Origin of the sequence: Bacillus sp. B1-WWTP-T-0.5-Post-4, from assembly GCF_009183795.1 — a bacterium.
Classification (GTDB): Bacteria; Bacillota; Bacilli; order Bacillales; family Bacillaceae_G; genus Bacillus_A; species Bacillus_A cereus.
Map to the genome: position 1 here is coordinate 68,766 of NZ_WEIJ01000014.1, position 26,985 is coordinate 95,750.

The window sequence follows — 26,985 nt, forward strand, 5'->3', positions numbered from 1 at the left end:
ATGTACGGTGGGCTACATCGGAATTTACGCCTGTGAAGTGTCACAGCAAACTGTAGTAGCAAGTGATTAGCGAGGCAGGGCACGTAGAAGCAGGAATACTCTAAGAATATACATTTGTCTATATTTTTAGTAGCAGGAACATGAATGGCTGTAAGTAAAATAAAAGTCGCGCGTGTTCAGTTAGATTTAACACAGCAACAATTAGCAGAAAAAGTAGGCGTTACAAGGCAAACGATTAGTTTAATTGAGAAGGGGAAATACAATCCATCTTTAGATTTATGTTTAAAAATTTGTTATGCAGTAGATAAAACGTTGAATGATTTGTTTTGGGAGGAAAAGGAGTGGTAGGATGAAAATCGTGAAAGATGAACGTTTAATGATTGAAGGGTTAAAACATATTAGATTAGCTTTCATCTTACAAAATATCGTCATACTAGCTATCGTCTTTTACCGCTATGTCTTGCAAGGGGCAGGATATGAAAGTGTTTCAGATTTATTAATGGTATTTATGGGCGGGATAATAATTATTAACTTTTTAAATCTGAAAAATTCAGTGGAAGTGTATGAGCATACGGGCGGAGTGTCGCGTCGTTATTTTATGAAGCTATTATTCATTCCGGTGGGTATTATTATTGGGATTTTAGCTATTTGTATCGTTGTAACACCAGATATTTCGATAAAGGAAATTAGTATGACAGGACTTATTATGTTTGCTTGTTTTTTAGTTCCTAGTTTGTTTATATACATATATATGAAAAAAATAAAAAGAGAAGATTGAAATATAAGAAAGGCTTTCCCGTATTGAGGAAAGCTTTTCTTATATCTTTTTATACAAAACTTTATGAAGGCCAATTGGTTCAATTTCAAAAATTTCACCATGCTCCTGAAAGCCTAATCGCTTGTAATAGTCAGTTACAGTAATTCGGCCATTACACCATAGGATGTTTGCTTTCCGTTCTTTTAAAACTTGTTCTGCCTTCTGAATTAAGGAGCTTCCAGCTCTTTTGTTCCGAAAGTTAGGTAATGTTGCCATTCCTCGTAGTCTATAATGGATACCATTTTGTAAATCAGGATATATTTCTTTTGAGAAGGAAGCGATGCTAATCAACTCATCGTTTATAAAGGCACCTAAGTGGAATGTGTCTTTTTCGTAGTCAGAAGAGTATTTACAGTCTGCTAGGGACTGATTGGGACGCAACACCGCTTGGCGTAATAAGTGTGTCTCGGATGCATCAATATACTGCACAGTAATCATGTTATCATCCTTTCTTATAAACCTTTTTCTATAAGTTGTATAAAGAAGTATGCAGGTGCAGCGAGAAGGCCGAGTATACTAGCGGTTCCGAGGAAGAGTGAAAGTAAAAGGCATGAGTATTTAACTCCAGTTGATTTTTTCCATCCGTAACTACAAATCTCAATACTAACACCGATGAGAATAATGGCAACGAGTATTTCGGCTAATAATAAGAGAGCTAAAGTTATAATAGACATAATGTAATCCATCCCCATAATATGTGATAGTAACATTTTACCATATGAAATGGAAAAAAATGCCCCTCAATTATGTGAGGGGCATTTTTTTATTCTAATATGTTTTTTAGTGTATCGATATGTTCTTTTGAGCCTGTTACAAGTAATGTATCACCGTGTTGTAGTCTTGTATCCCCATGTGGGATTAATGCTTTATTTCCACGATAAATTTGAATAACTAGTACATCACCTAAAAACGGAAGGCGACGAAGTGCAACGCCGTTATATTTATTGCTCCGTAGTTCAACTTCACGGACTGTTTCGTTTGCTGTTGTAATTAAGCGAACGAGACTAGGTTTATCAATAAGCGCACGTAATAAAATACGTGTAGAGTTAATTGTTGAGAATACAGCGATATGTTCTTGCGTTGCTTTTTCTTGTAGAAGTGGATCTTCTACACTTGCAATAACATGTTCAACACCTAGCTCTTTTGCATGTTCTGCCAATAATAAGTTTTGTTCATCATCACTTGTTGCAACAACGACGCGATCTGCATCAAATGCTGTTTGTTCAGTTAATGATGCGATTGTGATGTCATCCAATTTCACGATAGGGAAGTCGTGCGATTTCGCTTCTTCATCATTTATTTTGTTTTGACGCATCATATATAGCGTTACGTCATAATCTTCTCGTTTTAAATCTAGTGATAACGGAAGGGTAATTCTGCTCGCGCCAATAATAGCTACTTTTGGTTTTGGTGTTTCTACTTTTGGGAACATTTTTTTAAACAATATAGGTGCAAAAATACAAGTAATAACTGCGCTTAAAATAAGAGAGGCAGATAAACTTGGACTGATGATCTCCAGTTTTTCACCAATTTGTGCAGCCGCAATAACTAAAGAAAGTGTCGATGTTAATAAAATTGCACTTCCAAGTACGATATTACGTGGATACCATTTTCTTAAGACGAGTGATGGTAAGAGTTTTGAAATAAAGAGTCCTACAATTAAGATTGGGATCATTAGCATGCTAGAAGGTTCTTTGAAAATAGACCACACCTCTAGATTTACACCAACCATTACGAAGAAAATAGGGATGAAGAAACCATAGCCGATAGAATCAAGTTTTTCCACCATATCTTCATTTGGTGATAATAACGATACAAGTACACCTGCTAAGAAGGCGCCTAAAATATTTTCTGCTCCAACAGATTCCGATAACCCAACTAAGATTAAAATGAGTGCAAAAACAGCTCGTGTATCAATTTGTACACTACCAGCTTTTAAACTATCTAAGTATGGAATGTTTTTAAAACGTTTTGCAACGAAGTAAATAACAATACCAGCGCCGAATAGAAGAAGAAGAAGCCACATGCTTTGGCCGCTTTCGGAATTTAATCCGACGAATACAGCGAGTAAAATCATTGTAACTAAATCCGCAATAACAGCGACTAATAAAATGATTTGCCCAATTGCTGTTTTTCCTAAGTTATTCTCTTTTAATGTTGGTACAACAACACCTAAAGAAATAGTTGAAATAATTAAAGTCATGAACATTGCATTATCTACGAATCCTAGCCATACGAATAGTAATGATAGGGCATAAGATAAGATGAAAATAAATAAGAAGATAATGCTTGCTGCCTGAAATGTATTTGGTTCGTTTGTCGTATTTTTTTTCCCTTTTTGTTTAAAGATAGAAAAATCAATTTCTAAACCGCTTAAGAACATGAGGAAGATAAATCCTAATGTTGATAAAACTTGAAGCCATATATCTGGCTCAATAATATTAAACCCACTTTTACCTACAAAGATTCCTGCAATAATTTCTGCAACGACCACAGGAAGTGCTTTTAATTTAAAGCGTTGTAACAAAAGGGGAACGAAAAACGCGATTGCAACGACAACCATAAGTGATAGAACAGAAGTATGATGTTCCATTGCGTTCTCTCCCTTCAAATAAATATAGTACCTATTTAGCCATATAATAGGTAGAAAAGCAACGCATATGGATTCGATTTCATAAAGAAAGACTTTTCTTAACATTTGTCATAATAAGTATATTTTTCATGATTATGCTGTTAATTCCGTAATGTGGATGTAATAGAGGGGATAAAAAAAGACTGCTGAGGAATCTCAGCAGTCTTTTTCATGTACATTACATTGAGAAGAAGATCCATACAGTTAAACCAACCGTTGCAGTTGCAACGAAGAAACTGTATATCATTGTAAGAATTTGAACTCTTCCTTCTCCTTCTTTTAAATGCATGAACATAATTAATTGTAACAATGCTTGCGCAACAGCCATTATGATAATAGTTGTTAAGACTGTTGAAAGTGGCAATGTTGTGTAAAGTGCCACGTATAACGCTAGAAACGTTAATGCAAGCGATAAAATAAATCCGAAAACGTGTGACCAAGGGAATCCGCTATGCGCATGCCCGTTTGCTTGATTGTTGTTTTGAGCCATTTACGCCACCATCCCGTTCAAGTAAACTAGTGTGTAAATAAAGACCCAAACAAGATCAAGGAAATGCCAGTATAAGCTGATAATGAATACTTTACGAGCTGTAACTGGTGTTAAACCTCGTTTTAAAATTTGGATAATAACACAAGTTGCCCAAATGATACCGCCTGTTACGTGAGCTCCGTGCGTTCCAAGAAGAACGAAGAATCCAGATAAGAAAGCACTTGTTTGAATTGTTGCGCCTTCACCAATGTACATAATGAACTCTTCGATCTCGAAGAATAGGAAACCTGCACCTAAAAGTAATGTAAGGACGAACCATCCAAGCATCGCTTTTTGGTTATGCTTACGCATTTCATGAATTACGATACCGCATGTAAAACTACTTGTTAAAAGTAGTAATGTTTGAATTAAAAGCGTTTTAAGTTCAAACAATTGCGCTGGTGTTGGGCCATCTGCCGTACGACCAGCAAGGACTAGATAAGAGGCGAAAAGTGTTGCGAACAGCATAATTTCAGCCCCAAGAAAAATCCAGAATCCTAGGATATTCAATCTGCTTTGTTCGGATTGATATTCCAAAGGTAAGCTTTTATCTAAAGCCGCCATGTCATTTCACCTCTCATGCTATATGTTCTGTTTTTTTAATTTCATCAACACTGATATAGTAGCCTTCATCATAATCGAATGAACGATAGATTAAGCAAGCTAAAATACCAATACCACCGATTGCTGCAAGCCAGAACCAGCTAAATACTAATGCGAAACCTGCAAGACCGAAGAATCCAGACGCAATAATAGGCACACCAGAGTTACTTGGCATGTGAATTGGTTTAATATCTTCTGCTGCTGGTGTAACTGTTTCCCCGCGTTTTTTCATGTACCAGAAAGCATCAGCTTCTTTAATTTCAGGAAGCTTCGCGAAGTTGTAATGTTGTACAGGAGAGTGAGTTGCCCATTCAAGTGTACGACCATCCCATGGATCTCCAGTTGTGTCACGTTCACCGTGACGTGCACTCCAAATTACGTTGTAGCAAAGAAGTAGGAAGCCGATACCCATCATTACCGCACCAACAGATGCGATTTGGTTTAGCCATCCCCATCCAAGACTTTCAGAGTAAGTGTACATACGACGAGTCATACCGTCTAAACCTAAGAAGTACATTGGGAAGAAACAGATGTTGAATCCGCTCATAAAGATCCAGAATGTCCATTTACCTAGGCGTTCATTTAACATATGACCAGTCATTTTTGGATACCAGAATGTGAATCCAGCAAGCATAGCGAATACTGTACCTGCGATTAATACGTAGTGGAAGTGAGCGATTAGGAAGTAGCTGTTATGGTATTGATAATCAGCTGCTGCCATTCCAAGCATAACCCCTGTAACCCCACCGACTACGAAGTTTGGAATAAATGCCAATGACCAAAGCATTGGAACCGTAAAACGAATACGTCCTTTATACAGTGTAAACAACCAGTTAAAGATCTTAACCCCGGTTGGAATCGAAATCGCCATTGTCGAAATCGAGAAGAATGAGTTAACCGCTGGACCTGCACCCATCGTGAAGAAGTGGTGAAGCCATACGACGAAACTTAGTAAAGAAATTGCAACCATTGAGTATACCATCGCACTGTAACCGAATAAACGTTTACGTGAGAATGTACTAATGATTTCAGAGAAAATACCGAATGCCGGTAAAATAACGATATATACTTCAGGGTGACCCCATACCCAGAACAGGTTGGCCCATAACATCGGCATACCGCCGCTCGCCATCGTAAAGAAGTGAGCATCGAATAGACGGTCAAATGTCATTAATGCAAGAGCAACTGTTAATACTGGGAAAGCAAAAATAATGATAATTGTTGTAATTAAGATTGACCAAGTAAACATTGGCATTCTCATTAAAGTCATACCAGGTGTACGCATTTTTAAGATAGTAACAAGGAAGTTAATACCGGTCATTAGCGTACCGAGACCTGAAATCTGTAATGCAATTGCGTAGTAGTTATTTCCTACGCCTGAAGTAAACTCTGTACCTGCCATTGGGAAGTAAGAAGTCCACCCAGCGTCTGGAGAACCACCGATTACGAAAGCGATGTTGAATAACATTGCTCCGACAAAGAATAACCAGAAACTTAAAGCATTTAAGAACGGATATGCAACGTCACGAGCACCAATTTGTAATGGTACTACAAGGTTCATTAATCCCATAACGAATGGCATTGCCATGAAAAGAATCATTACTGTACCATGCGTTGTAAAGATTCCGTTATAGTGTTCAGCGTTTAAATAAGTTGTTTCTGGGAATGTTAACTGTGCACGGATCATTAAACCATCCATACCACCACGGAATAACATGATAACCGCAGAAATAATATACATAGCTCCGATTTTTTTATGGTCAACAGTTGTTAACCATTCGTCCCAAAGCCATTTCCATTTTTTATACTTTGTTAGTACGAAAATGATTGCTAATGTCACAAGAACGATAGAAGCGTCTGCACCGTAAATAATCGGATCACCTGTGACAAAGAATTCATCAAGCTTCACTGTGTTCACTCCAATCTGTTGGAATAATAGCTATTATTTTTTGTTTTTGTAGTAGTTGTAATCACAATATTCAAGTGATTTTGGATCTACATAACTTAAGTGGTGACTAGAGAATGTCATACGACCAACTACACCAGGTTTAACAATTTCGTTGTACTTAGCTTCTGTTAGTTTAGGAGCAGTTTCTTGTACTTCTTTAACCCACTTGTCATATTTCTCTTTAGTTTTCGCTTCAACTTCGAACTCCATGTGAGTGAATCCTTCACCAGAGAAGTTCGCACTACGACCTAGGTAAGAACCTGGCTTATCAGCTTGTAAATAAAGATCCATAATCATGCCATCCATTGTGTACTTCATACCACCAAGTTCTGGTACCCAGAAAGCATTCATTGGGCCGACAGAAGTCAGTTTGAATTGAATTGGTACACCAGCTGGGATGTTTAAATAGTTAACGGTTTCAATTTTTTCCTCTGGGTAACTGAATAACCATTTCCAGTTTGCAGATGTAACATAAATTTCAACTGGTTTAATATGTTTGGACTCTTTCGGAACCTCTTCCGAAGCATAAGTTGCTTTTACTGTTGGAATCGATAATGCGATAACGATAATAACAGGAACAAGCGTCCAAATAATTTCTAGTAATGTGTTACCGTGTTGTTCAGGTGGCTCATAGTCCATATTCTCTGGTTTTTCACGATAACGAATCAAGATGACTGTAAACAGAATGAATACAATTGCGATAATTAATGACATAAGCAAGAATGACCAAACAATTAAATCATACTGTGCTTTTGCAACAGGTCCTTGCGGATTTAATACTGCGAGTTTTTTATCACAGCCACCGAGGAACAGAAGTAATGATAACGGAAGAAGTGAAGCCAACTTCCAAAACGCTTTCTTTAGTTGCACGATTGAAAATCTCCTTTCTCCTTGGATTGAAACTATGCCAATAAAACAATATAAACCTATTAATTTATAGAAGGCAATAGTTTTTGATATATTGTTAAAAAATAGACACAAATGCACACTTTTTAAGGTGAATATCATTTGTAACTTGATTACATTGTAAACTATTTTCCAGAGAAAAACGTGATTGTGAAAATTTTAAGATAAATAAAGTTATACCAGGATATCCAAGAAATAGAAAAAAGCTATCTTATTATAAGAAAGATAGCTGAATATTTTGTATATTTAGTTTATTTCTTGTGTGACAGTTCGTGGCTGTTCAAGTGTGACAAATTTTTTATATTTAACTTGGTATAAAATGTAACAAATAATCATAAATGGAATGCCGCAATAAAGAGCAATTCTTTGATCTGGAATGAAAGCCAAACTAACAAATGTAATGAAATTGAGCGAAAACGCTACGATTGGAACTAGTGGATAGAGCGGTGTACGATATTTTAAATCATTTATGTTGCCACCGTTTTTCACGAAATTTCTACGGAAGAAAAACTGTGAAGCGGCGATTGACATCCAAACGACAACGGCAGCCATTGCTGCAATAGATGTTAAAACTAGAAAGACAGTATCTGCCGCAAATACACTTGTTAGTAAGGACAGGCTAGCGAAAATTAGGCTGAAAATTAATGCGTTTAGCGGTACACCTTTTTTAGTTAATTTCGTAAATGCTGGACTTGCCATTCCTTGTTTTGCCATCGCCCACAGCATACGAGAATTTGCGTATAGACCAGAGTTAGCAACGGATAATACAGCTGTAATAATAACAAAGTTCATAATGTCTGCTGCATATGGGACGCCGGCTACATCAAATACAAGTACAAAGGGACTTTCGACTAGATTAGCCTCTTGCCATGGGAGTAAACCTACAACAACTGATATCGCTAAGACGAAGAAGAAGAGAGTTCGCCAAATTGTGTTTTTAATTGCTTTTGGAATTGTTTTTTCAGGATTTTCACTTTCGCCTGAAGCGATTCCGATTAATTCTGTTCCTTGGAAGGAGTAATTTACTGTAATCATCGTAAGAAGAACAGCTAATGCACCATTTGGAAATAGCCCGCCATTTTCAGTAAAATTATGAAGCATTGGAGCTGGCTTTCCATTAAAGTCTAGTAGACCGAACATAACAGCGCCGCCAAGTACGATGAAAATAACAATTGTTGCGACTTTTACACTTGCGAACCAAAACTCTGCTTCTGCATATGCTTTTGCTGATAAAGCGTTTACGAGGAAGAGTGCTGCTGCAAATGTAACGCACCAAATCCAGGAAGAAACGTCTGGAAACCAGCGTTTCATTAAAATACTTACAGTTGTTAACTCTACGCCAACTGTAACAGCCCAATTTAACCAATACATCCAACCGACAACAAATCCAAAACCAGGTGAAATGAATTTGCTTGCATAACTTTGGAATGAACCTGCTTCTGGCATAGCGACGGATAATTCACCAAGACATAACATCGTTAAATACATAACAAATCCACCGACTAAAAATGCAAGAATAGCACCACCAGGTCCGGCATTATGGACGATTTGACCAGATCCCATAAATAGCCCGGTTCCGATAACACCGCCGAGTGCAATCATAAATAGGTGTCTACTTTTCATTGTTCGTTTTAAATCTGTTTGTTCAATTTGTTGATTCATATGCCCCTCACCCCGTATTTTCTTGAATGTGTAAACTTCGTTTTATTCTGAGTTTTTAATCATTAGTGGGGGATGCAACACACACTCGGTTTATTTGCTATGAAATGAATGGAGTATGTAAAAAACGAACTATGACTAAATACTCTAAGAATGTTTGTTAACATGGTGATATCTTCACTATGTTAACAATTTTGATTTTAGCAAAATATTCTGTAAATGTATATTTATTTTTCTTTTTATTAAAAATAATTAGAATTTTTATAATTAATTCTATGAGCGATAATTCACATGATCTTTCTAGCAAACTAGTAAGAAGAAGGGTACAATGATAAGAGTTGTGTCTGTAAAATAATAATTAATGGAGTTTTGTTTATAATGAAAAAGTTAAAATATCTTTTTGTTTTTGGGATTATACTTGCTGCTGCATTTTTTATAGGAAAAGATAAAATCATGCAAAAGGCGCAAGTTCTACGCTTAGAGTTTCTATCTGAAATGAAAGAAGCAGCTATGATTGAAGATGTTCCGTTTATTAAACAATTACCAGAATTACCTCGAGGATGTGAAGTGACAAGTTTAGCTATGTTGCTGCAATATAAAGGTGTACAAGTAGATAAGATGCAACTTGCTAGCGAAATTCATCGTGTTCCATTTGAACAAAATGGTTTGCGTGGAAATCCTTACGAGGGATTTGTGGGAAATATTTATACAAAGGCAGAGCCTGGATATGGTGTGTACAATAAACCAATCTTTGATTTAGCAGAAAAATATGTTCCTGAAAAAGTAATTAATTTAACAGGTAGAGACATGCAAGATATATATAAAGTAATTAGTTCAGGCTCTCCGGTATGGGTCATTATTAATACGACGTTTAAGCCGCTAGCTGAAAGTAGTTTTGAAACATGGAATACGAGTTCAGGCGAAGTGAAAATTACATATTATGAGCATAGTGCAGTAGTAATTGGATATGATCAAAACTTTGTATATGTAAATGATCCTCTTAAAAATAATCCACGTTTGGCTGTTCCGCGAGCAGAATTTGAGAAAGCTTGGGAGCAAATGGGAAAACAAGCAATTACTATTTTATAATAATGAAAAAGTCATCTTTTGGATGGCTTTTTCTTTTTAGTTTATCATCACTGAAAATTCAGAAGATTCTTTTAAAAGTTAACAATTCACGTTATAATAACATTTAACTTGGTGAAGAAGGGGAGAAGAGAAATGGATGTTGCAAAGGAACTTGTTTTGTCAAAAAATCAGTTAGTTGAGTGGAGAAGGCATTTTCATAAGTATCCAGAGTTATCTTTTCAAGAAGAAAAAACATCGCAGTTTGTGTTTGATATACTTCGGAAATTCCCATATTTAGAAGTGTCACGGCCGACTAAATATAGTGTGATGGCAAAGTTAGTAGGTAAACATCCGGGCAAAACAGTTGCGATTCGCGCCGATATGGATGCTCTTCCTATTCATGAAGAAAATGAGTTTGATTTTATTTCTACATATAAAGGTGTAATGCATGCATGTGGTCATGATGGACATATAGCGATATTACTTGGGGTTGTATATAAGTTAGTAGAAGAAAGAGAGAAGATTAAAGGGGAGATTCGTTTTCTATTCCAACATGCTGAAGAGAATTTTCCTGGTGGTGCAGAGGAGATGGTTGCTGCAGGTGTAATGGAAGGTGTGGATTATATTATTGGTGCTCACCTTTGGGCGTCGTTAGAGGTTGGGAAAATAGGTGTTATTTATGGTCCTGCAATGGCTGCACCGGATGTTTTTAAAATTAAGATAGAGGGAAAAGGTGGACATGCTGGAATCCCTCATGAAACGGTGGATAGTATTGCAATCGGAACACAAGTCGTTTCGCAACTTCAGCAAATTGTATCTCGCCTCACGAATCCATTAGATTCTCTCGTAATATCTGTTACGCAATTTCATGCTGGGACAACTCATAATGTAATACCAGAGCAAGCTGAGATTGAAGGGACAGTAAGAAGTTTAAGACATGAATTACGAAGTGAAACAGAGAAGAAGATTGAGCGGATTGTGAAGCATATTACGGAATCTTACGGAGCGAAATATACATTTTCATATGAATATGGATATCGACCAGTTGTAAATGATTATGAAGCTACAGAACTTATTGAACAAACGGCATTACAACTTTATGGAAGGGATAGAGTTGTTCGTTTACAGCCGACGATGGCTGGAGAAGATTTTTCAGCGTTTTTACAAAAGGCACCGGGGACATTCTTTTTTATCGGAGCGGGAAATAAAGAGAAAGGTATTATATATCCTCACCATCACCCTCGTTTTACGATTGACGAAGATGCATTACCGATTGGAGTGGAAGTCTTTGTATCAGCCATTATGAACTTTATAAGTAAAGGAGAATGAGATGAAGAAAATACACATTCTAGCGCTTATCCCAGTTCTTTGTTTAGTAGTTGGGCCAATATTTGCGAATTCAGTTACTCCTTACGTATTAGGGATGCCATTTTTATTATTTTGGGTATTATTATCAGTGTTTATTACATCTTTTTGTATGTGGCTTGTGTACGTGTTTGATCCTGCTAATAAGGAGGATGTAAAATGACTGCATTACTTATCATTATTTTATTTTTGTTTTTCGCACTATTTTTAGGGATTCGGGCACAACATGGAAAAGATATGAATTTAGAACAATGGTCAGTTGGAGGAAGAGGATTTGGCACTATTTTTGTTTTTCTCCTTATGGCAGGTGAAATTTATACGACGTTTACATTTTTAGGGGGAAGCGGCTGGGCGTATAGTAAAGGAGCACCTACCTTTTATATTTTGGGATATGGTGCTTTAGCTTATCTTTTATCGTATTTTTTATTGCCACCCATTTGGAAGTATGCGAAAGAGCATAACCTTGTTTCACAGTCGGATTTTTTTGCGAAGAAATATAGAAGTAAAGCGCTTGGACTTATTGTTTCGATTGTTGGTGTTGTTTCCATCATCCCATATCTTGTTTTACAGTTAAAAGGACTGGGAATTATCGTTTCAGAAGCTTCTTACGGAAGGGTGTCACCTGTTGTTGCAGTATGGATCGGTGCTATTGTTATAACTATATATGTAATGGTTTCAGGTATACATGGTTCGGCTTGGACGGCTGCTTTGAAGGATATTATGATACTGTTTATCGTTATGTTTTTAGGTATATATTTGCCGTATCATTATTATGGAGGATTTCAGCCGATGTTTGAGGCTGTAGAGGCAGCGAAACCGGGATTTTTATCTTTACCTGAAGAAGGAATGAGTATTTCTTGGTTTGTTTCTACTATTATATTAACGGCCCTCGGTTTTTATATGTGGCCTCATACATTTGCTTCTGCTTTTTCTGCAAAAAATGAAAAAGTATTTCGTAAAAATGCAGCAATTATGCCATTGTATTCTTTAGTTTTACTTTTCGTATTTTTTGCAGGATTTGCTGCTATATTGCAAGTTCCTGGGTTAAAGGGAGCGGATGTAGATCTTTCGTTATTCCGTCTTGCTTTACAAACTTTTGATCCTTGGTTTATTGGAATTATTGGTAGTGCGGGAGTATTAACGGCATTAGTTCCAGGGTCTATGCTTGTTATGGCGGCTTCTACACTGTTAGCAAAAAATATTTACCGAACGATAGTCCCGTCTGCTTCAGATAGACAAGTTGCTAAGATGGCAAAATTATTTGTGCCTGTAGTAACGCTCGTGGCAGTTTTATTTACATTTAAAGGAGGAGAAACAATAGGAGCACTTCTATTAATGGGATACAGTATCGTTACACAACTTTTCCCTGCACTTGTATGTAGCTTGTTTCCACGTCAAATTATTACGAAGCAAGGGGCGATTGCAGGAATGGGAGTTGGGCTATTAGTGGTCGCATATATTACCTTATCTGGTTCAACTATAGCCACGATGTTTCCGAGTTTCCCGCAGTATATAAAAGATTTGAATGTAGGTATAGTCGCATTGTTAATTAATATAATTGTGATGTTTGTAGTCAGTGGATTTACAAAAGGTGTATTTATAAAGAAAAACACTATAATAGTGGAAAAGTAATTCGTTTATCCCCCATTAACAAGCAGTAAGACCCCCACCTCAAAATTCAGTGGAAGCAAAGAAGTTAGGTGAGGGCCCTGCTGCCTGTAAAAGCCCGATTGGTGAGGGTTGATTAAAGTTTTACTTTATTAGAGCTATCTTTGAAAAGAGATAGCTCTTTTTTGTATATATTTTCTTCAATTAGCGGAATCTAACTAAAAACTTGTTGAAAAGGAAGTTAGGTGGGGAAATTGTTAGAGCTTGAAGGTAACTTATTTGAAGTTATGAAAGAAATTAGGGATGAGTTAGGTTCACCTAATGATTTAACAATTAGAGAAGTTGCTCTTGCTGGGAGTTTTACACGTTGTGCGGTTGTGTTTTTATGTGGGTTAACAGACAAGGATAATGTTTATAAATATGTAGTTCGTACTCTTCAATATGAAGAAGTGCAAAATGAAGCGGCTGTCGTTCAGACGTTATTGGATCGTTTTATTTCTATTGCGGAAGTGGGTAAGAAGACAACATTTCCGGATATTATAAATGCGATTTTAGCGGGAGATACAGTTATATTAATTGATAATATTCAAACTGCTATCATTATTAATAGTAGGGCTTGGGAGAAGCGAAGTTTAGAACCACCAGTGACAGAAGATTTAATACGCGGACCGAGAGTTGGATTAAATGAAGATATTAATGTGAATAAAATGTTAATCCGACGCAGCTTACGCGATCCAAAGTTGAGGTTCCAATCTTATATTATGGGAAAGCGATCGCAGAAAGAAGTAACCCTAGTATATATAGAAGATATTATTAATCCTCACATTGTAAAAGAGTTAGATCGCCGTCTTCAATCAATAGTGACAGATGTCGTTTTGGAAACAGGTACGATTGAACAATTAATTCAGGATAATAATTTATCCCCATTTCCACAGTTTTTGAATACAGAGAGGCCTGATAATATTATAGCCTCATTAGCGAAAGGGAAGGCGGCCATTTTAGTAGACGGATCCCCGTTTGCTCTTATTGCACCACTTGTCTTTGTTGATATTTTTCAATCTGTAGAAGATCATTACGAGCGCTGGGTGATTGGAACGTTATTAAGATTTTTACGTATGGGTTCAGGCATAATTGCGGTTTTGTTACCAGCTATGTATGTAGCACTTGTATCTTATCATCAAGGACTTATTCCTTCTAAATTGGCTTATTCAATTGCAGGTGCGAGGGAAGGTGTTCCGTTTCCTGCATATATTGAAACATTAATGATGGCCTTGACTATGGAATTAATACGAGAAGCTGGAATCCGATTGCCGAAACCGATGGGGCAAACGATAGGGATTGTAGGAGGTCTTGTAATTGGAGAAGCTGCGGTAAATGCAGGGATTGTAAATCCGTTTTTAGTTATTATTATTGCGGTTACTGCGATTGCTACGTTTTCGCTTCCTGTATATAGTATTACGATTACGTTCCGAATTTTACTTTTCGTCTTTGTATTAGCTGCAACGGCTTTTGGGCTGTATGGGATCATTCTAGCTCTGATCGCACTTGCTATTCATATTACAAATTTAACAAGTGTTGGTATACCGTATACAACTCCAATTGCTCCTGCATTTTATAAAGATTGGAAAGAAGAATTTATTCGCATGCCAAAATCGATGTTGAAAGATAGACCAGAGTACTTACAAACAAAAGATTCTACAATACGTCCAAAGGAGCGAAAATAAGTGAAACCATTTGAGTATGGCGATGAAGAGATTGGATCTCGTGAAATTGGGTTTGCGGTATCATCGACCATTATTGGTATAGGGGCATTGTCTATGCCAAGAGATATCGCTAACCAAACTTTATTTTCGGACGGTTGGATTATCTTGCTTTTGGGTGGATTGATCTGCGCAGTTTTAGGTTGGTTTGTGACGAGAGTGGCTATCTTATTTCCAAAACAAAATTTTGTTCAATATACGAGTGCGCATTTGACGAAGCCTGTTGCATACACAATTAGTAGTATTTTAGTATTAACTTTTGCTGCTTTGACAGCATATGAATCGCGAATGATTTCAGTTATTTCTCAAACGTATTTATTTAGTGATACACCAATACAACTACTGTCGTTCTTCTTCTTATTAGTTGTTATTTATGGCATAGCAGGATCAAGAGCAGCCTTATTAAGGTTAAATGTTTTATTCTTGCCTATTGTTTTAATTGCGATAGTACTTCTTTCTTTATTGAATATAAATTTAATGGAAATAAATAATTTACTACCAGCTTTTCAAACGAAAGTAAGTCAATATGCTGTTGGAGTTAAAAATTCTATTTTTACGTTTATTGGATTTGAAGTAGCTTTATTTTATGCGGTGTTGCTGAATGATAAGACAGCGAAAAAAGCGCCAATGGCAGTCGCGAAAGCGGTGATGGTAAACGTGCTGTCATACATTTTAATTTATGTAACTTGTATTAGTGTTTTTACGTATATGACAACACGTGGATTGACATATCCAACAATTGAATTAGGGAAAGAAATTGAAATTGGTGGAGGATTTTTAGAAAGGTTTGATGCGATTTTTTTTACGACTTGGATTATTACTATTTATAACACTACAGCAATGTATTATGACGTCGCATCTTTATTGTTTTGTGCTATGTTTCCGAAAGTGAAGAAACAAATTTTTATTTTCATAAGTGCCCCTATTATTTTTATGGTGAATATGATACCTAGTAGTTTAAATACTTTATCAAGTTATGGGACTTATTTAGCTTGGATAGATATGGGGTTTGTTGTGTTAGCTCCTTTGCTCGTTTTAATTGTATATAAAATAAAAAGAAGGAATGGTGGAAATGAAACACCTTCTTAAAATTATAATGGTTATGGCTTTAACTGGATTTATGAGTGGGTGTTCTGAGTTAGAAGAGATAGAAGAAAGAGGATTTGTAGTAGGAGCGGCTTACGATATTGTGAAGGAGAAGAAAGCGAATCCAATTATGAAAGGGACCTATCAGATGGTACTCCCCAGTAAATTGTCTCAACAGGGTGGACAAGGGGGTGGGGATAGCGAAAATTATATTAATGTTAGTGCAAAAGCAGATAGTGTATTTGAACAAATAAGAATAATCGCCAAAAAAATTAGTCGTACATTATTTTTCCCTCATATACAGGTGATTATTTTCTCTGAAGAATTACTTTCACATCCATACATTTTACAAAATACGTTAGATGTATATATTCGCGATCATGAGATGAGAAGAAATATTCGTTTGTTCGTTTCTAATAAAAATGCCGAAGCTATTTTAAAACAAAGTGCCAAGCCTGAAAATTTACCGGCGCAGTATATTGATATGTTAGCTGAACACCCTCCGAAAAATGCCCAAATGATTGAGGCTGCAAGAATTGGTGAGGTGCAGGAAAAGATGATCTCTAACCGAAGTTTTGTATTACCTATTCTGGAACTAACAAAACAAGGAGTACAAATGAACGGTGCAGCATTGTTTCGTGGAAAGGATAATAAATGTGTAGGCAATTTGAGTGGGGAAGAAACAGTAGGGATGAATTATATAATAGGTAAAAAAATTGGAGGTTTTTTTACCATCCGTAAAAAGAATCAACTTATTACATATGAAATTCATAAGTTACGTCGAAAAATTAAAGTATCCACAACGAATGCTACAAAACCAAAGTTTGATATTCATTTATCTCTGGAAGGCACATTGGCTGAGTTGCATTTTAGTGATCATAAAAAGGTTTTGAATGAAAAGCGTTTAGAGAAGGATATATCGGAAGAAATGGAGAAGCGTATTCAAAAATCAATTAAACTTGTTCAAAAAAAATATAAGGTAGATGTACTAGAGTTAGGGGAAGTGTATAAGCGACATAATTATAAAGAGTGGAAAAAGGTAAGTGAGAATTGGGATCAAGGCGAAAATTACTTTAGTAATGCTGAAATTACTGTTCATGTTCATCCAACAATTGAACATTCAGGTTCAGCTTTACCGAAAAGAGTGAAATAAGGTGATGAAAGTTGTTTACTGGATTAGGAATTAGTTGCACGATATTAATGGCAGTTCTTCCAGGAACTATATATTTTATTCATAAAAAACTCACAACGTATGGAGCACAGCCGTGGAATACTGATGTGCAAAAAAAGAAACCTGAATAATTTCAGGTTTCTTTCGTGCAAAGCATATGTGAAGGGGGATACCTTCTATGTATGCTTTGCTTTATACAAGCCCTAACCAATGTACCAATTGTGTAGAGAGGAATGTAACAACAATGGCGATAACGGTAGGGATTGCAAACGATAAGAATGTCCATTTTGCACTTTTTGTTTCTTTGTATATATTAACAAGTGTTGTTCCGCATGGGAAATGAAGAAGTGAGAACAACATTGTGTTTAACGCTGTTAACCAAGTCCAACCATTTTCTAGGAATAGATTTTTAATTTGATTAAAATCATCTATTTCAGTTAAAGCCCCAGTTGATAAGTAAGACATTAATAAAATTGGGATTACAATTTCATTAGCGGGTAGTCCAAGAATGAATGCAGCTAGAATAAAGCCGTCAAGTCCTAACATTTTAGCAAATGGATCTAGAAAGTTTACAAAATACATAAGTAAGCTTGTGTCACCAATAAAAATGTTAGCAAGTAACCAAGTTAATGCAGCCGCAGGGGCAGCAACAACTATAGCTCGTTTTAAAACATAGATTGACTTATCGAGTGTTGCGCGAACAATTGTATTCCAAACTTTTGGCTTGCGGTACGGAGGTAACTCAAGTGTGTAGTGAGTTGGAACCCCTTTTAAGGCTGTTTTTGATAGTACCCAAGAAACAGTTAATGTCATAATAACACCAATTACAACCATTCCGACTACAACGCCAGCAGTAACCAATGTTTGCATACTGCCTGTATAACCAGCAGCCATAAATAGTGAAGCCATTAAAATTAACATAGGCCAGCGACCGTTACAAGGAACGAAGTTGTTCGTTAAAATTGCTAGCATGCGTTCACGTGGTGATTCAATGATACGTGTTGACATAATGGCTGCTGCATTACAACCAAATCCCATTGCCATTGTTAAAGATTGTTTCCCGTGTGCGCCGGATCGTTTGAATAAGCGGTCCATATTAAACGCGACACGTGGTAAGTATCCGTAGTTTTCTAATAGCGCGAACATAGGGAAAAAGATTGCCATAGGTGGTAACATAACGCTAATAACAGCACCGATACCACGGAACAAACCAAGTATTAAAATGCCATGTAACCATTCAGGTGCATGCGCTGCTTGGAACCAAGATGTTAAATATCCTTCGGCCCATCCGAAGAATTCGGCAATCATATCAGATGGTACGTTAGCGCCTGCAATTGTAAGATAAAAAATAATAGATAAAATACCGAGCATAATTGGGAATCCCCAGATTGGAGATGTGAAAATTTTATCTAGTTTTTCGGAACGATATAATTTATCAGTATTTGTATATTGGACAGATTCTTTACATATGCTTGCAGATGTTCGGTAAATATCTCCGACTATATCATCTCGTATATCTTCTTTTGAAAGTGTTTGTGCATGTTGAATAATATAGTCTAATGGAAGAGCTTTACTGGCTGAGTGAGATTCCATTAATTACGACCTCCCTTACAAGTGGTTCATTATGGTGTTTTTGAAGTGTAGTTAAGAAATTTTTATCTCCATCTAATATACGTAACGCAATCCAACGTGCTGGATACGTATCACCGAACACTTTATAAATTTGTGGTTCTAATTCCTGAATCATATTTTCGATTTTTTCGCTGTAAGTAATTTTAATTGGTGTTGGAATTAGTTTTTTATTTGCTACTCTTGCAATAACATTTAGCAAATGACCAATACCTACTCGGTTACGTGCTGAAATTTTAACGACAGGTACACCAAGTGATTTTGCTAATTTCTTTTCATCGATAACAATCCCTTTTTTTTCGGCTTCATCAATTAAGTTAATGCAAATGACTACATTATTTGTCATCTCCATCACCTGGAGTGCTAAATTTAAATTTCTTTCCATAGCAGTTGCGTCTATAACAACTACAGTTACTTCTGGTTTTTCAAATATAATATAATCCCTCGCTACTTCTTCGTCTGCGGAATTTGAGTATAGTGAGTAAGTTCCCGGTAAATCTATTAATGTATAATTACTTCCGTTATGTTCATATTCTCCTTCAGCTTTTAAAACAGTTTTTCCCGTCCAGTTTCCAGTATGTTGTTTTAAGCCTGTTAAAGTATTAAATAATGTACTTTTCCCTGTATTCGGGTTACCAGCTAAAGCGATACGATGTTTGCTCATCTGAAATCATCTCCTATTAATACCCCGAAAATAAGGGAGCTTTCTTCTTTACGCAGTGCAATAGTTGTGTTGCTCACTTGATAAGCGACCGGATCTCCAAGTGGACTGCGTTGCAATACTTTAATCGTCGCCCCCGGGATAAATCCCAAATCTAATAAGCGTCGTTTCATAGTTCCTTCTAATTGTATCTTCTCAATTTGTACAAACTCTCCTATTTTAAATTCGGAAAGTGGTTTTATATTAGCCGATACCATAAAAGTTACCTCATCTCTATATTTTTAGTTTGAGTTTAAAAAGTTTCCTAAGGTAAACTTTTTGTTAGTAATATAGTAGACTACATTGGATTATGTTGTCAATTAGTACTTTAAAAATATTCATTTATTTTTAGAATTGTTCCAATTTATTTAGTTGTACTAAAAAATATTACTGAAATTATTTTTAATGTGCATAAATTAGGTGTGTAAAAATTACAAAATACAGCGGAATTGTAAATGTAACTTTAACAAAAAGGGAAAAAGAGAGAAAAACATTTACATTGAATTTACATTGTTAAGAATATATTTACATTGCAGCGTAGTTAGTGTGGTTTTTGTTGGGTTATTTAACTATAAATGTTGGGATTTCTAGCTTTTAAGGATTATTATCGTCATTTACTTAAAATTAAAAATTGCTTAACACTCACATAATATTGTTGTCCTACAATGAATTTGTGTTCGAAAGAAAATGAATTCGAAAAGTGATAATCCAAATGGGGGTACAAGACATGGTTATGAAAAAAGGTATTAAATTTTCTTTAGCAGCTTTAGTGGTAGCAGGAGCATTAGTTGGTTGTGGGAAAGCAGAAGATACAACTAGTAAAGAAACTGCTAAAGGAAGCGATAATACAAAACAAGAATTATCAGGTACGATTGCAGCGGCTGGTTCTACAGCTCTTCTACCTCTTGCGGAGGAAGCTGGAAAGAAATTCATGGAGAAAAATTCAAAAGTTTCTATTCAAGTTCAAGGTGGCGGTAGTGGAACTGGGATTAACCAAGTAGCATCTGGTGCAGTACAAATTGGTAATTCAGATGTTCCGTCCGGAGATAAAATAAAAGATGCTGAAAAGGCGAAAGAATTAGTAGATAACAAGGTAGCGGGTATTGCATTCGCTCTTGTCGTAAATAAAGATGTAAAAGTTGATAACTTAACAATGCAACAAGTACAAGATATCTTCACTGGAAAAGTAACAAACTGGAAAGAAGTAGGCGGAAAAGATGAAAAAATCAATGTAATTAACCGTCCGGCTTCATCTGGTACACGTGCTACATTTGAAAAAACGATTATGAAAGACGCGAAAATTAATGATGGAACTGGTACAACACAAGATTCTAACGGTGCAGTAGAGCAAGCGATTAACTCTACTCCTGGTTCGGTGAGTTATTTAGCGATGTCTTACATGGTGGGCGAGAAAAAAGGCGCACTACAAACAGTGAAAATTGATGGTGCTGAACCGAAAGTTGAAAACATCGCGTCTGGTAAATATCCATTCTGGTCTTACGAATATATGGTAACAAAAGGTGAAGCGAAGGAAGCGACGAAAGCTTACATCGATTATGTAAAAGGTAAAGATTTTGAAAAGCAAGTAGAAGATATGGGCTACATTCCAATGTCTAAATTAAATAAGTAATAAAATTTTATGGGGCTGGCTGCAAGGCCAGTCCTGTTCATTTCAATCTGTGAAGTGGGGTCTGTCCTGTGATGAAGGGGAAAAAACAAATTAATTACGTGAAAAGTGAATATATAGGAAGATCACTTGTTACGTTTTGTGGTATTTTTATTGTTTTAATTACATTAGCTATTATTGCGTTTATTTGTGGGAAAGGTATTCAATCTTTTACACAAAGTGGTATCTCATTTACTGAGATGTTAACATCGACAAAATGGAATCCAAATGCTGATCAAGGATCCTTCGGGGCTTTAATTTTCATTGTAGGTTCAACGGTGGTTTCGTTAGGTGCGGTTATTATTAGTGCACCAATTGCTATAGCTCTTGCTATATTCATGAATTTAATTTCGCCAAAGTTTGGAAATAAAGTATTGAAGCCTGTTCTAGAATTGTTAGTTGGTATTCCTTCGGTTGTATACGGATTATTAGGGGTTACGATTTTAGTACCGCTATTACGTGATTCGTTTGGGGGAGTAGGCTTTAGTTTAATTGCAGGTATTGTTGTATTAAGTATTATGATTTTACCTACTATTGCTAGTATCGCTTCTGATGCAATACGTTCTGTTCCATTTGATTATTTAGAAGCTTCTTATGGTCTAGGATCAACGAAATGGCAAGCGATTAGCCGAGTGATTGTTCCTGCTGCGAAAAAAGGGATTTTAACAGGTGTTGTTTTAGGCTTAGCGCGTGCTTTCGGTGAAGCGTTAGCGGTTCAAATGGTAATCGGGAATACGATTAAATTACCAGAAGGAATATATAGTCCGACAGCGACGTTAACTGGTATTTTAACAATGGACATGACGAATACATTGAACGGAACTGCTTGGAACAATGCGCTATGGACTTTAGCGATGATTTTACTTGTTATTTCATTCCTGTTTATTTTAGTAATTCGAGCGATTGGGCAAAGAGGTGAGCGATAATAATGAATGCAAGAACGGTAAATAAAGTTTGGACGGGTATCTTTTATGCGGTTGCGGCTTTAGTTGTAGCTTTGCTAGTGTTCTTAGTATTTGAGATTTTACAAAAGGGATGGGGATTTTGGGATCCTAATTTCTTGTTTGGAGAACCAAGCAATACAAGAGCTGGTGGTGGGATTGGTCCGCAGTTATTCAATTCCTTCTACATGCTTGTTATAACGCTTATTATATCTATTCCTCTTGGATTAGGTGCTGGAATATATTTAGCAGAGTACGCAAAACAAGGACGTTTTTTAAATTTTGTTCGTCTATGTATAGAGACGATGGCGTCTTTACCTTCTATTGTTGTTGGTTTATTTGGTTTGTTAGTGTTCGTTACAATGACAGGTTGGGGATACACAGTAATGGGTGGTGCTCTTGCTTTAACTATTTTAAATTTACCAGGTTTAACGCGTGTTTGTGAAAATGCGATTTCAGAAGTTCCTCAGAATGTAAAAGAGGCAAGTCTTGGATTAGGTGCAACGAAGTGGCAAACAATCGCTCGTATTATTATCCCATCGTCATTACCACAAATTATTACAGGGATTATTTTAGCGGCGGGTCGTATATTTGGTGAAGCGGCAGCATTAATTTACACAGCGGGTTTAACATCCCCGATTTTAAATTCAGCAGCGGATTTCTCAAGTCCTGCGCATCCTTTAAATCCGTTTAGACCAGCTGAAACATTAGCGGTTCACATTTGGAAATTAAATTCTGAAGGAGTTATTCCAGATGCGAAGTTGATTGCGACAAAATCTGCAGCTGTATTAATTATTATGGTATTACTATTCAATGTTATTTCACGCTTGATAGCATCTATATTACACAAGCGCTTTACAGGAACGAAAAGAAAAAGTAAAACAACGAAAAAGGTAAAAGCGGCATAAATTATAAAGAAGAACTCTCTATTTATAAGTAGGGGGTTCTTTTGTATTTTAATATAGAAGGAATGGATGTAATGATTGTTGAATTTGTGATTAATTATAAAGAAGAACAGATGTAATTTAGATTGTGGATTCTAGTAAACCTATAGAGCAATATGTGGAAAAAATGATGGATTATATGACTAAATAGAGAGAAGGCGTTATCTTCATTTGTGAAGATAACGCCTTTTGTTTTTAAATATCAGGTGTTTCTGTAGAAGTGCTTATTTTCCTACGGGAGCGTCTTTTTCTCCCGATTTTATCTAATAGTTCATACATAACTGGAACGACTACTAATGTAAGAGCAGTTGAGACTGCCAAACCGCCGATGACAACGACGGCTAAACTTTTTGATACCATACTTCCTGCTTGGGATTGGCCAAATAGGAGTGGGAGCATAGCAACGATTGTTGTAATAGCTGTCATAATAATTGGGCGTAGTCTAGTAGAACCTGCTTCAAGTAAGGCTTCTCTAGTTTCCATTCCATGTTCCCGATTTTGTTGGACTCTTTCTATTAATACAATAGCGTTTGTAACAACAATCCCAATTAACATTAATGCGCCGATCAAGGAATTTACATCAACAGGTGTTCGTGAAATGATTAATCCTAAAATACCACCGACAGCAGCTAATGGTAAGGAGAATAGGATTGCAAAAGGAGCACGTGCTTGCCTGAAGGTGATAACCATAATTAAATATACAATCCCGATTGCAATCCCCATAATTTTGAATAAATCTGTAAAATTCTCTTGCATAGATTCAGTAGCTCCTGCGATATTTACTTTTGCACCACCAGGTAAATCTAAGTCAGTCATCGCTTTATTTACTGCTGTGTTTACTTTACTCAAATCTTCATTTGAAGCTTCGGCTGTAATTTGGATTGTTTCTTTTCCGTCTTTATGGAAAATTTCTGTTTGTGTTTGTTTTTCTGAAATAGTTGCGATGTCTTTTAAAGGTATTGGTCCATTAATAGGTGATAGTATGTTTGTATTTAAAATATCTTCTTGTTTATTAATGTTTTCTTTTTTGTGTTCTATCATAATAGTAGCTTTTTCATTATTAATTGTAATTTCGCCAATAGGTGATTTCTTCATAAGGAATGCCACTTGTTGCGCAGATATTTCTGGTGTTAAACCTAGTTGTTCAGCCTTTGTTTGATCAATATGAATTTGCCATTCTTTCTTAGAATCTTCTAAATTTGTTTTTACTTTAGAAAGATCATCCATGCTTTTTAGTTTTGTTTCAACGATAGTAGCCGCCTCTTTTAAATCCGCTTCGTTAGTAGCTGTTACGTTAAATTGTAAGTTATTGCCGCCGCCAGAGCTTGAATAACTTGTTTTTATATAATCAAGTTCAGCAGGCTCAAAAGTTTTATGTTCCTTTTTTAACTCTTTAATATATTGATCAATATCAGAACCTTTTTTAAAGACTACGAATATACTAGCGAGGTTATTTTTAGTTGTTTGCCCCCATTGTGCATCTTCTGCGCTAGATCCCATTCGTAAAATAACGTCTGTTATATCTGAATTAGAAAGTAATTTCTTTTCAAAATCAAATGCTTTTTGTTTTTGAGATTCAGCATTATAATCGGCTGGAAATGTCATGTTAATAGATAACATTGTGTCGTCTTCAGATTTTATGTTTGCTTTCGGTAGTAATATATAAGCTGCAATTGATCCTACAAATAATAAAAATGCAGTAAGTAGAATAATGAATTTATGAGAAAGAGCCCACTTTAATGTAGCGACATATCGTGATGAAGAACTTGGCTTTCGATGCTTTGTTTTTTTGAGTAGTAAAAAAGCCATAAGTGGAACAACTGTTAGTGCAACGATTAAGGATGATAATATAGAATATACAACTGCTAATACCATAGGTAACATTAATTTTCCGATTGCTCCTGATACGAGGCCGATAGGTAAAAAAACAGCGACCGTTGTTAAAGTAGAAGAAGTAATTGCGACTGCGACTTCTTTCGTTGCATCGAGAATGATATCTTTAGAGAAAGAATCTTTTTGTAAACGGCGGAAAATATTCTCGATGACAACGATACTATCATCGACGAGACGTCCAACCGCAACAGCTAAACCACCGAGGGTTAAAATGTTAAGCGTAATGTTAGATTGATGTAGTAAAAAGAGTGTTAATAAAATGGATAATGGAATACTGACAACAGCGATGAGTGTTGTTCGGAAGTTACGTAAAAAGATTAAGATAATTAGAGTTGCAGCGATTGCTCCAAGTATTACTTCTTTTCCCATGCTAGTAACAGCATTTTCAACTTGTTCATGGGTTGAAGCCAAAAGTTTAATGGAAAATTGATCTTTATATTCCTTATCTATCTCTTTAACTTTTTTATCAATCTCTTTTCCAATGGCAACTGCATTTTTACTCGGTTCTTTCATGATGATTAATCCTGTGCCTTCTTCTCCGTTTATATGTGAGATTGTATCGTAGTGTTGTTTGATTTCAATTTGAGCAATGTCTTGCAATTTCACTTGGGGTGCCACAGTGATGTTTTTAATGTCATTTACATTTTTTATGTCCCCAATGACGCGGAGGTTGTATTCTTCCTGATTAACAGTAATTGCCCCAGCTGGAGTAGAAGTTTCTTTTCCTTGTAAAACAGTTAGTACCTGCTGTGATGTTACGTTTTTGTTTTTTAATTGGTTCGGATCAAGTACGATAGATAATTCAGAGGTGGATTTTCCGAAAAACATAACGTTGGCAACACCATCAATGTTTTCGAGTTGTGGTACGATTTCTTTTTCAATTTGTTTTTCATCTGCTTTTGAAAAACCGTTTTGTTTCTGGATAGTAATTTGAGCGAGTGGAATCATAGAAGTGTTTAATTGACTAACTACGGGCTTGGTTACATCTTTAGGTAATTTAATTGTATTGACGGCTTTTTCGACTTCGCGTGCTGCATCTTTCATGTTTGCTTTTGATGTATACGCAATGTCGATACGTGATAATCCCTCGTATGTAGAAGAAGTAATGGTGTCGACGTGTTCTAAATTGCGAAATTGTTTTTCGAGAGGATCAGTTACATCCTTTGTCATCGTTTCAGCGTCGAGTCCTTGAGATAAGGTTGTGACGGTAATTGCTGGATTGTCGATACTCGGTAAAAATTCCATAGATAATTTAGAGCCGGAATAAACACCGAGTATGGAAATGAGAAAAATCATGATGATAATGGCAGCTCGGTTTTTTAATGAAAACTTTGTTAACCTATCCATAAAATAATTCCTCCATTGGTTTATTTATAGTTGAGTGCGTCCTTTCTTACTATATAACAAAAAATGGATATTTTTCATTAATTAAATGTAAAAAAATTCTAACAATATCCTTAAGTTTGTATTAGGATTGGAATGTTGTTAATTTGTAGGGGGTAAATTTTTGAATGAGAAGGAAGGGGATAATGCGCGCGAGTGGCTGTTTAATGTAGACGGGATTTTTTCTTAAGGCTAATTTGTATAGTTATTTTATAGAAGGATAATGATTATAAGCTTTAATATAGAAGAGAATGAAAATTTGGGAAGGCATTGTGAAATACAATTTGGTTGAACGGAGTGTATTAGCATACAATTAGAATAACTATTTTCAGTAGTAAGGATAATAGTTATTTCTATAGAAGAAAGTAGGGTAGATAATTTTTTTATATTTTTATAAAAAAACACTTGTTATTTAAAAAGTGTGATGGTATATTAATAAACGTCGCTGATGCGGAAACGCAGAAAACGACAAAAAAGAAATTTTAAAACTTAGTTGACATCGAAAAATTAAGATGTTAATATGATGAAGTCGCTTCTGAAGCGGCGGACAAGTTCTTTGAAAACTGAACGAAACAAACAACGTGAAACGTCAATTTTTATTTTAGATGCTAGACAAACTAACTTTATTGGAGAGTTTGATCCTGGCTCAGGATGAACGCTGGCGGCGTGCCTAATAC

25 protein-coding genes and 1 pseudogene are annotated in these 26,985 nt (G+C 36.0%); 14 read left to right on the plus strand and 12 right to left on the minus strand.

Going from position 1 to position 26,985, the window contains the following annotated elements; genetic code table 11:
* Positions 1–144 precede the first annotated feature (144 nt).
* Both GBN91_RS26055 and GBN91_RS26060 read left to right on the plus strand, forming a co-directional pair.
* Positions 145–348 carry a helix-turn-helix transcriptional regulator gene (locus GBN91_RS26055; protein ID WP_000301183.1) on the plus strand — a complete coding sequence of 68 codons (204 nt, stop codon included), beginning with the start codon at positions 145–147 and terminating at the stop codon, positions 346–348.
* A gap of 1 nt (position 349) precedes the next feature.
* Positions 350–778: a hypothetical protein gene (locus GBN91_RS26060; protein ID WP_000706629.1), complete on the plus strand. Its 429-nt coding sequence runs from the start codon at positions 350–352 to the stop codon at positions 776–778.
* 39 nt (positions 779–817) lie between these two features.
* On the opposite strand, the gene GBN91_RS26065 is transcribed toward GBN91_RS26060, so the two are convergent.
* The 8 genes from GBN91_RS26065 to GBN91_RS26100 form a co-directional block, all read right to left on the minus strand.
* A complete protein-coding gene (locus tag GBN91_RS26065) occupies positions 818–1,255 on the minus strand; it encodes a GNAT family N-acetyltransferase (RefSeq protein ID WP_113304345.1) in 438 nt (145 codons plus the stop codon).
* A gap of 14 nt (positions 1,256–1,269) precedes the next feature.
* Positions 1,270–1,527, minus strand: coding sequence for a DUF4022 family protein (locus GBN91_RS26070; RefSeq protein ID WP_152122665.1), 258 nt, complete (start codon positions 1,525–1,527; stop codon positions 1,270–1,272).
* 53 nt (positions 1,528–1,580) lie between these two features.
* Complete coding sequence (locus GBN91_RS26075) at positions 1,581–3,410, minus strand: monovalent cation:proton antiporter family protein (RefSeq protein ID WP_000399965.1); 1,830 nt, start codon at positions 3,408–3,410, stop codon at positions 1,581–1,583.
* Positions 3,411–3,627: 217 nt separating this feature from the next.
* Positions 3,628–3,939: a cytochrome aa3 quinol oxidase subunit IV gene (gene qoxD, locus GBN91_RS26080; RefSeq protein WP_000068425.1), complete on the minus strand. Its 312-nt coding sequence runs from the start codon at positions 3,937–3,939 to the stop codon at positions 3,628–3,630.
* Entirely contained in the window at positions 3,940–4,542 is a 603-nt protein-coding gene (qoxC, locus tag GBN91_RS26085; RefSeq protein ID WP_000729318.1) for a cytochrome aa3 quinol oxidase subunit III, read from the minus strand. It lies immediately after the preceding gene.
* 13 nt (positions 4,543–4,555) lie between these two features.
* Positions 4,556–6,490 (minus strand): cytochrome aa3 quinol oxidase subunit I, encoded by a 1,935-nt coding sequence (gene qoxB, locus GBN91_RS26090; protein ID WP_000762366.1) that lies wholly within the window; start codon positions 6,488–6,490, stop codon positions 4,556–4,558.
* Positions 6,491–6,523: 33 nt separating this feature from the next.
* Entirely contained in the window at positions 6,524–7,399 is an 876-nt protein-coding gene (locus tag GBN91_RS26095; protein ID WP_001176165.1) for a cytochrome aa3 quinol oxidase subunit II, read from the minus strand.
* Positions 7,400–7,681: 282 nt separating this feature from the next.
* Positions 7,682–9,097 (minus strand): amino acid permease, encoded by a 1,416-nt coding sequence (locus tag GBN91_RS26100; protein ID WP_001075756.1) that lies wholly within the window; start codon positions 9,095–9,097, stop codon positions 7,682–7,684.
* 375 nt (positions 9,098–9,472) lie between these two features.
* On the opposite strand from GBN91_RS26100, the gene GBN91_RS26105 reads away from it, so the two are divergent.
* The 8 genes from GBN91_RS26105 to GBN91_RS29005 all read left to right on the plus strand — a co-directional run bounded on the left by GBN91_RS26105 (position 9,473) and on the right by GBN91_RS29005 (position 17,283).
* On the plus strand, positions 9,473–10,183 hold the full coding sequence (locus GBN91_RS26105) for a C39 family peptidase (protein ID WP_000734488.1): 711 nt from the start codon (positions 9,473–9,475) through the stop codon (positions 10,181–10,183).
* A 132-nt stretch (positions 10,184–10,315) separates the two neighbouring features.
* Positions 10,316–11,491 (plus strand): amidohydrolase, encoded by a 1,176-nt coding sequence (locus GBN91_RS26110; protein ID WP_152122667.1) that lies wholly within the window; start codon positions 10,316–10,318, stop codon positions 11,489–11,491.
* A 1-nt stretch (position 11,492) separates the two neighbouring features.
* Positions 11,493–11,690, plus strand: a complete 198-nt coding sequence (locus tag GBN91_RS26115) for a DUF3311 domain-containing protein (RefSeq protein ID WP_006919289.1) — start codon at positions 11,493–11,495, stop codon at positions 11,688–11,690.
* A complete protein-coding gene (locus GBN91_RS26120) occupies positions 11,687–13,159 on the plus strand; it encodes a sodium:solute symporter family protein (RefSeq protein WP_152122669.1) in 1,473 nt (490 codons plus the stop codon). The genes GBN91_RS26115 and GBN91_RS26120 overlap by 4 nt, the downstream gene beginning before the upstream one ends.
* A gap of 221 nt (positions 13,160–13,380) precedes the next feature.
* Positions 13,381–14,859, plus strand: coding sequence for a spore germination protein GerLA (gerLA, locus tag GBN91_RS26125; RefSeq protein WP_001999095.1), 1,479 nt, complete (start codon positions 13,381–13,383; stop codon positions 14,857–14,859).
* Positions 14,860–15,984 (plus strand): spore germination protein GerLB, encoded by a 1,125-nt coding sequence (gene gerLB, locus GBN91_RS26130; protein WP_000802008.1) that lies wholly within the window; start codon positions 14,860–14,862, stop codon positions 15,982–15,984.
* Positions 15,968–17,134: a spore germination protein GerLC gene (gene gerLC, locus GBN91_RS26135; RefSeq protein WP_152122671.1), complete on the plus strand. Its 1,167-nt coding sequence runs from the start codon at positions 15,968–15,970 to the stop codon at positions 17,132–17,134. Before gerLB ends, gerLC begins: the two co-directional genes overlap by 17 nt.
* 11 nt (positions 17,135–17,145) lie before the next feature.
* Positions 17,146–17,283 carry a hypothetical protein gene (locus tag GBN91_RS29005; protein WP_000493997.1) on the plus strand — a complete coding sequence of 46 codons (138 nt, stop codon included), beginning with the start codon at positions 17,146–17,148 and terminating at the stop codon, positions 17,281–17,283.
* 61 nt (positions 17,284–17,344) lie between these two features.
* On the opposite strand, the gene GBN91_RS26140 is transcribed toward GBN91_RS29005, so the two are convergent.
* The 3 genes from GBN91_RS26140 to GBN91_RS26150 are packed head-to-tail and all read right to left on the minus strand — an operon-like array spanning position 17,345 to position 19,699.
* Positions 17,345–18,745, minus strand: a complete 1,401-nt coding sequence (locus GBN91_RS26140; protein WP_000443602.1) for a nucleoside recognition domain-containing protein — start codon at positions 18,743–18,745, stop codon at positions 17,345–17,347.
* Positions 18,723–19,445, minus strand: a complete 723-nt coding sequence (locus tag GBN91_RS26145; RefSeq protein WP_000033868.1) for a FeoB small GTPase domain-containing protein — start codon at positions 19,443–19,445, stop codon at positions 18,723–18,725. Before GBN91_RS26145 ends, GBN91_RS26140 begins: the two co-directional genes overlap by 23 nt.
* Positions 19,442–19,699, minus strand: coding sequence for a FeoA family protein (locus GBN91_RS26150; protein ID WP_000252982.1), 258 nt, complete (start codon positions 19,697–19,699; stop codon positions 19,442–19,444). Before GBN91_RS26150 ends, GBN91_RS26145 begins: the two co-directional genes overlap by 4 nt.
* A gap of 509 nt (positions 19,700–20,208) precedes the next feature.
* On the opposite strand from GBN91_RS26150, the gene GBN91_RS26155 reads away from it, so the two are divergent.
* From GBN91_RS26155 to GBN91_RS29630, 4 genes and pseudogenes are all read left to right on the plus strand, one after another.
* Positions 20,209–21,111, plus strand: coding sequence for a phosphate ABC transporter substrate-binding protein PstS family protein (locus GBN91_RS26155; protein ID WP_000245109.1), 903 nt, complete (start codon positions 20,209–20,211; stop codon positions 21,109–21,111).
* A gap of 71 nt (positions 21,112–21,182) precedes the next feature.
* Positions 21,183–22,073, plus strand: coding sequence for a phosphate ABC transporter permease subunit PstC (gene pstC, locus GBN91_RS26160; protein ID WP_000676676.1), 891 nt, complete (start codon positions 21,183–21,185; stop codon positions 22,071–22,073).
* 2 nt (positions 22,074–22,075) lie between these two features.
* On the plus strand, positions 22,076–22,996 hold the full coding sequence (gene pstA / locus GBN91_RS26165) for a phosphate ABC transporter permease PstA (protein ID WP_000994141.1): 921 nt from the start codon (positions 22,076–22,078) through the stop codon (positions 22,994–22,996).
* Between the two features lie 121 nt (positions 22,997–23,117).
* A pseudogene (locus GBN91_RS29630) lies at positions 23,118–23,183 on the plus strand (AAA family ATPase); the annotation flags it as partial.
* Positions 23,184–23,227: 44 nt separating this feature from the next.
* On the opposite strand, the gene GBN91_RS26175 reads toward GBN91_RS29630, so the two are convergent.
* Positions 23,228–26,272 (minus strand): efflux RND transporter permease subunit, encoded by a 3,045-nt coding sequence (locus tag GBN91_RS26175; protein WP_152122673.1) that lies wholly within the window; start codon positions 26,270–26,272, stop codon positions 23,228–23,230.
* Positions 26,273–26,985: the final 713 nt, after the last annotated feature.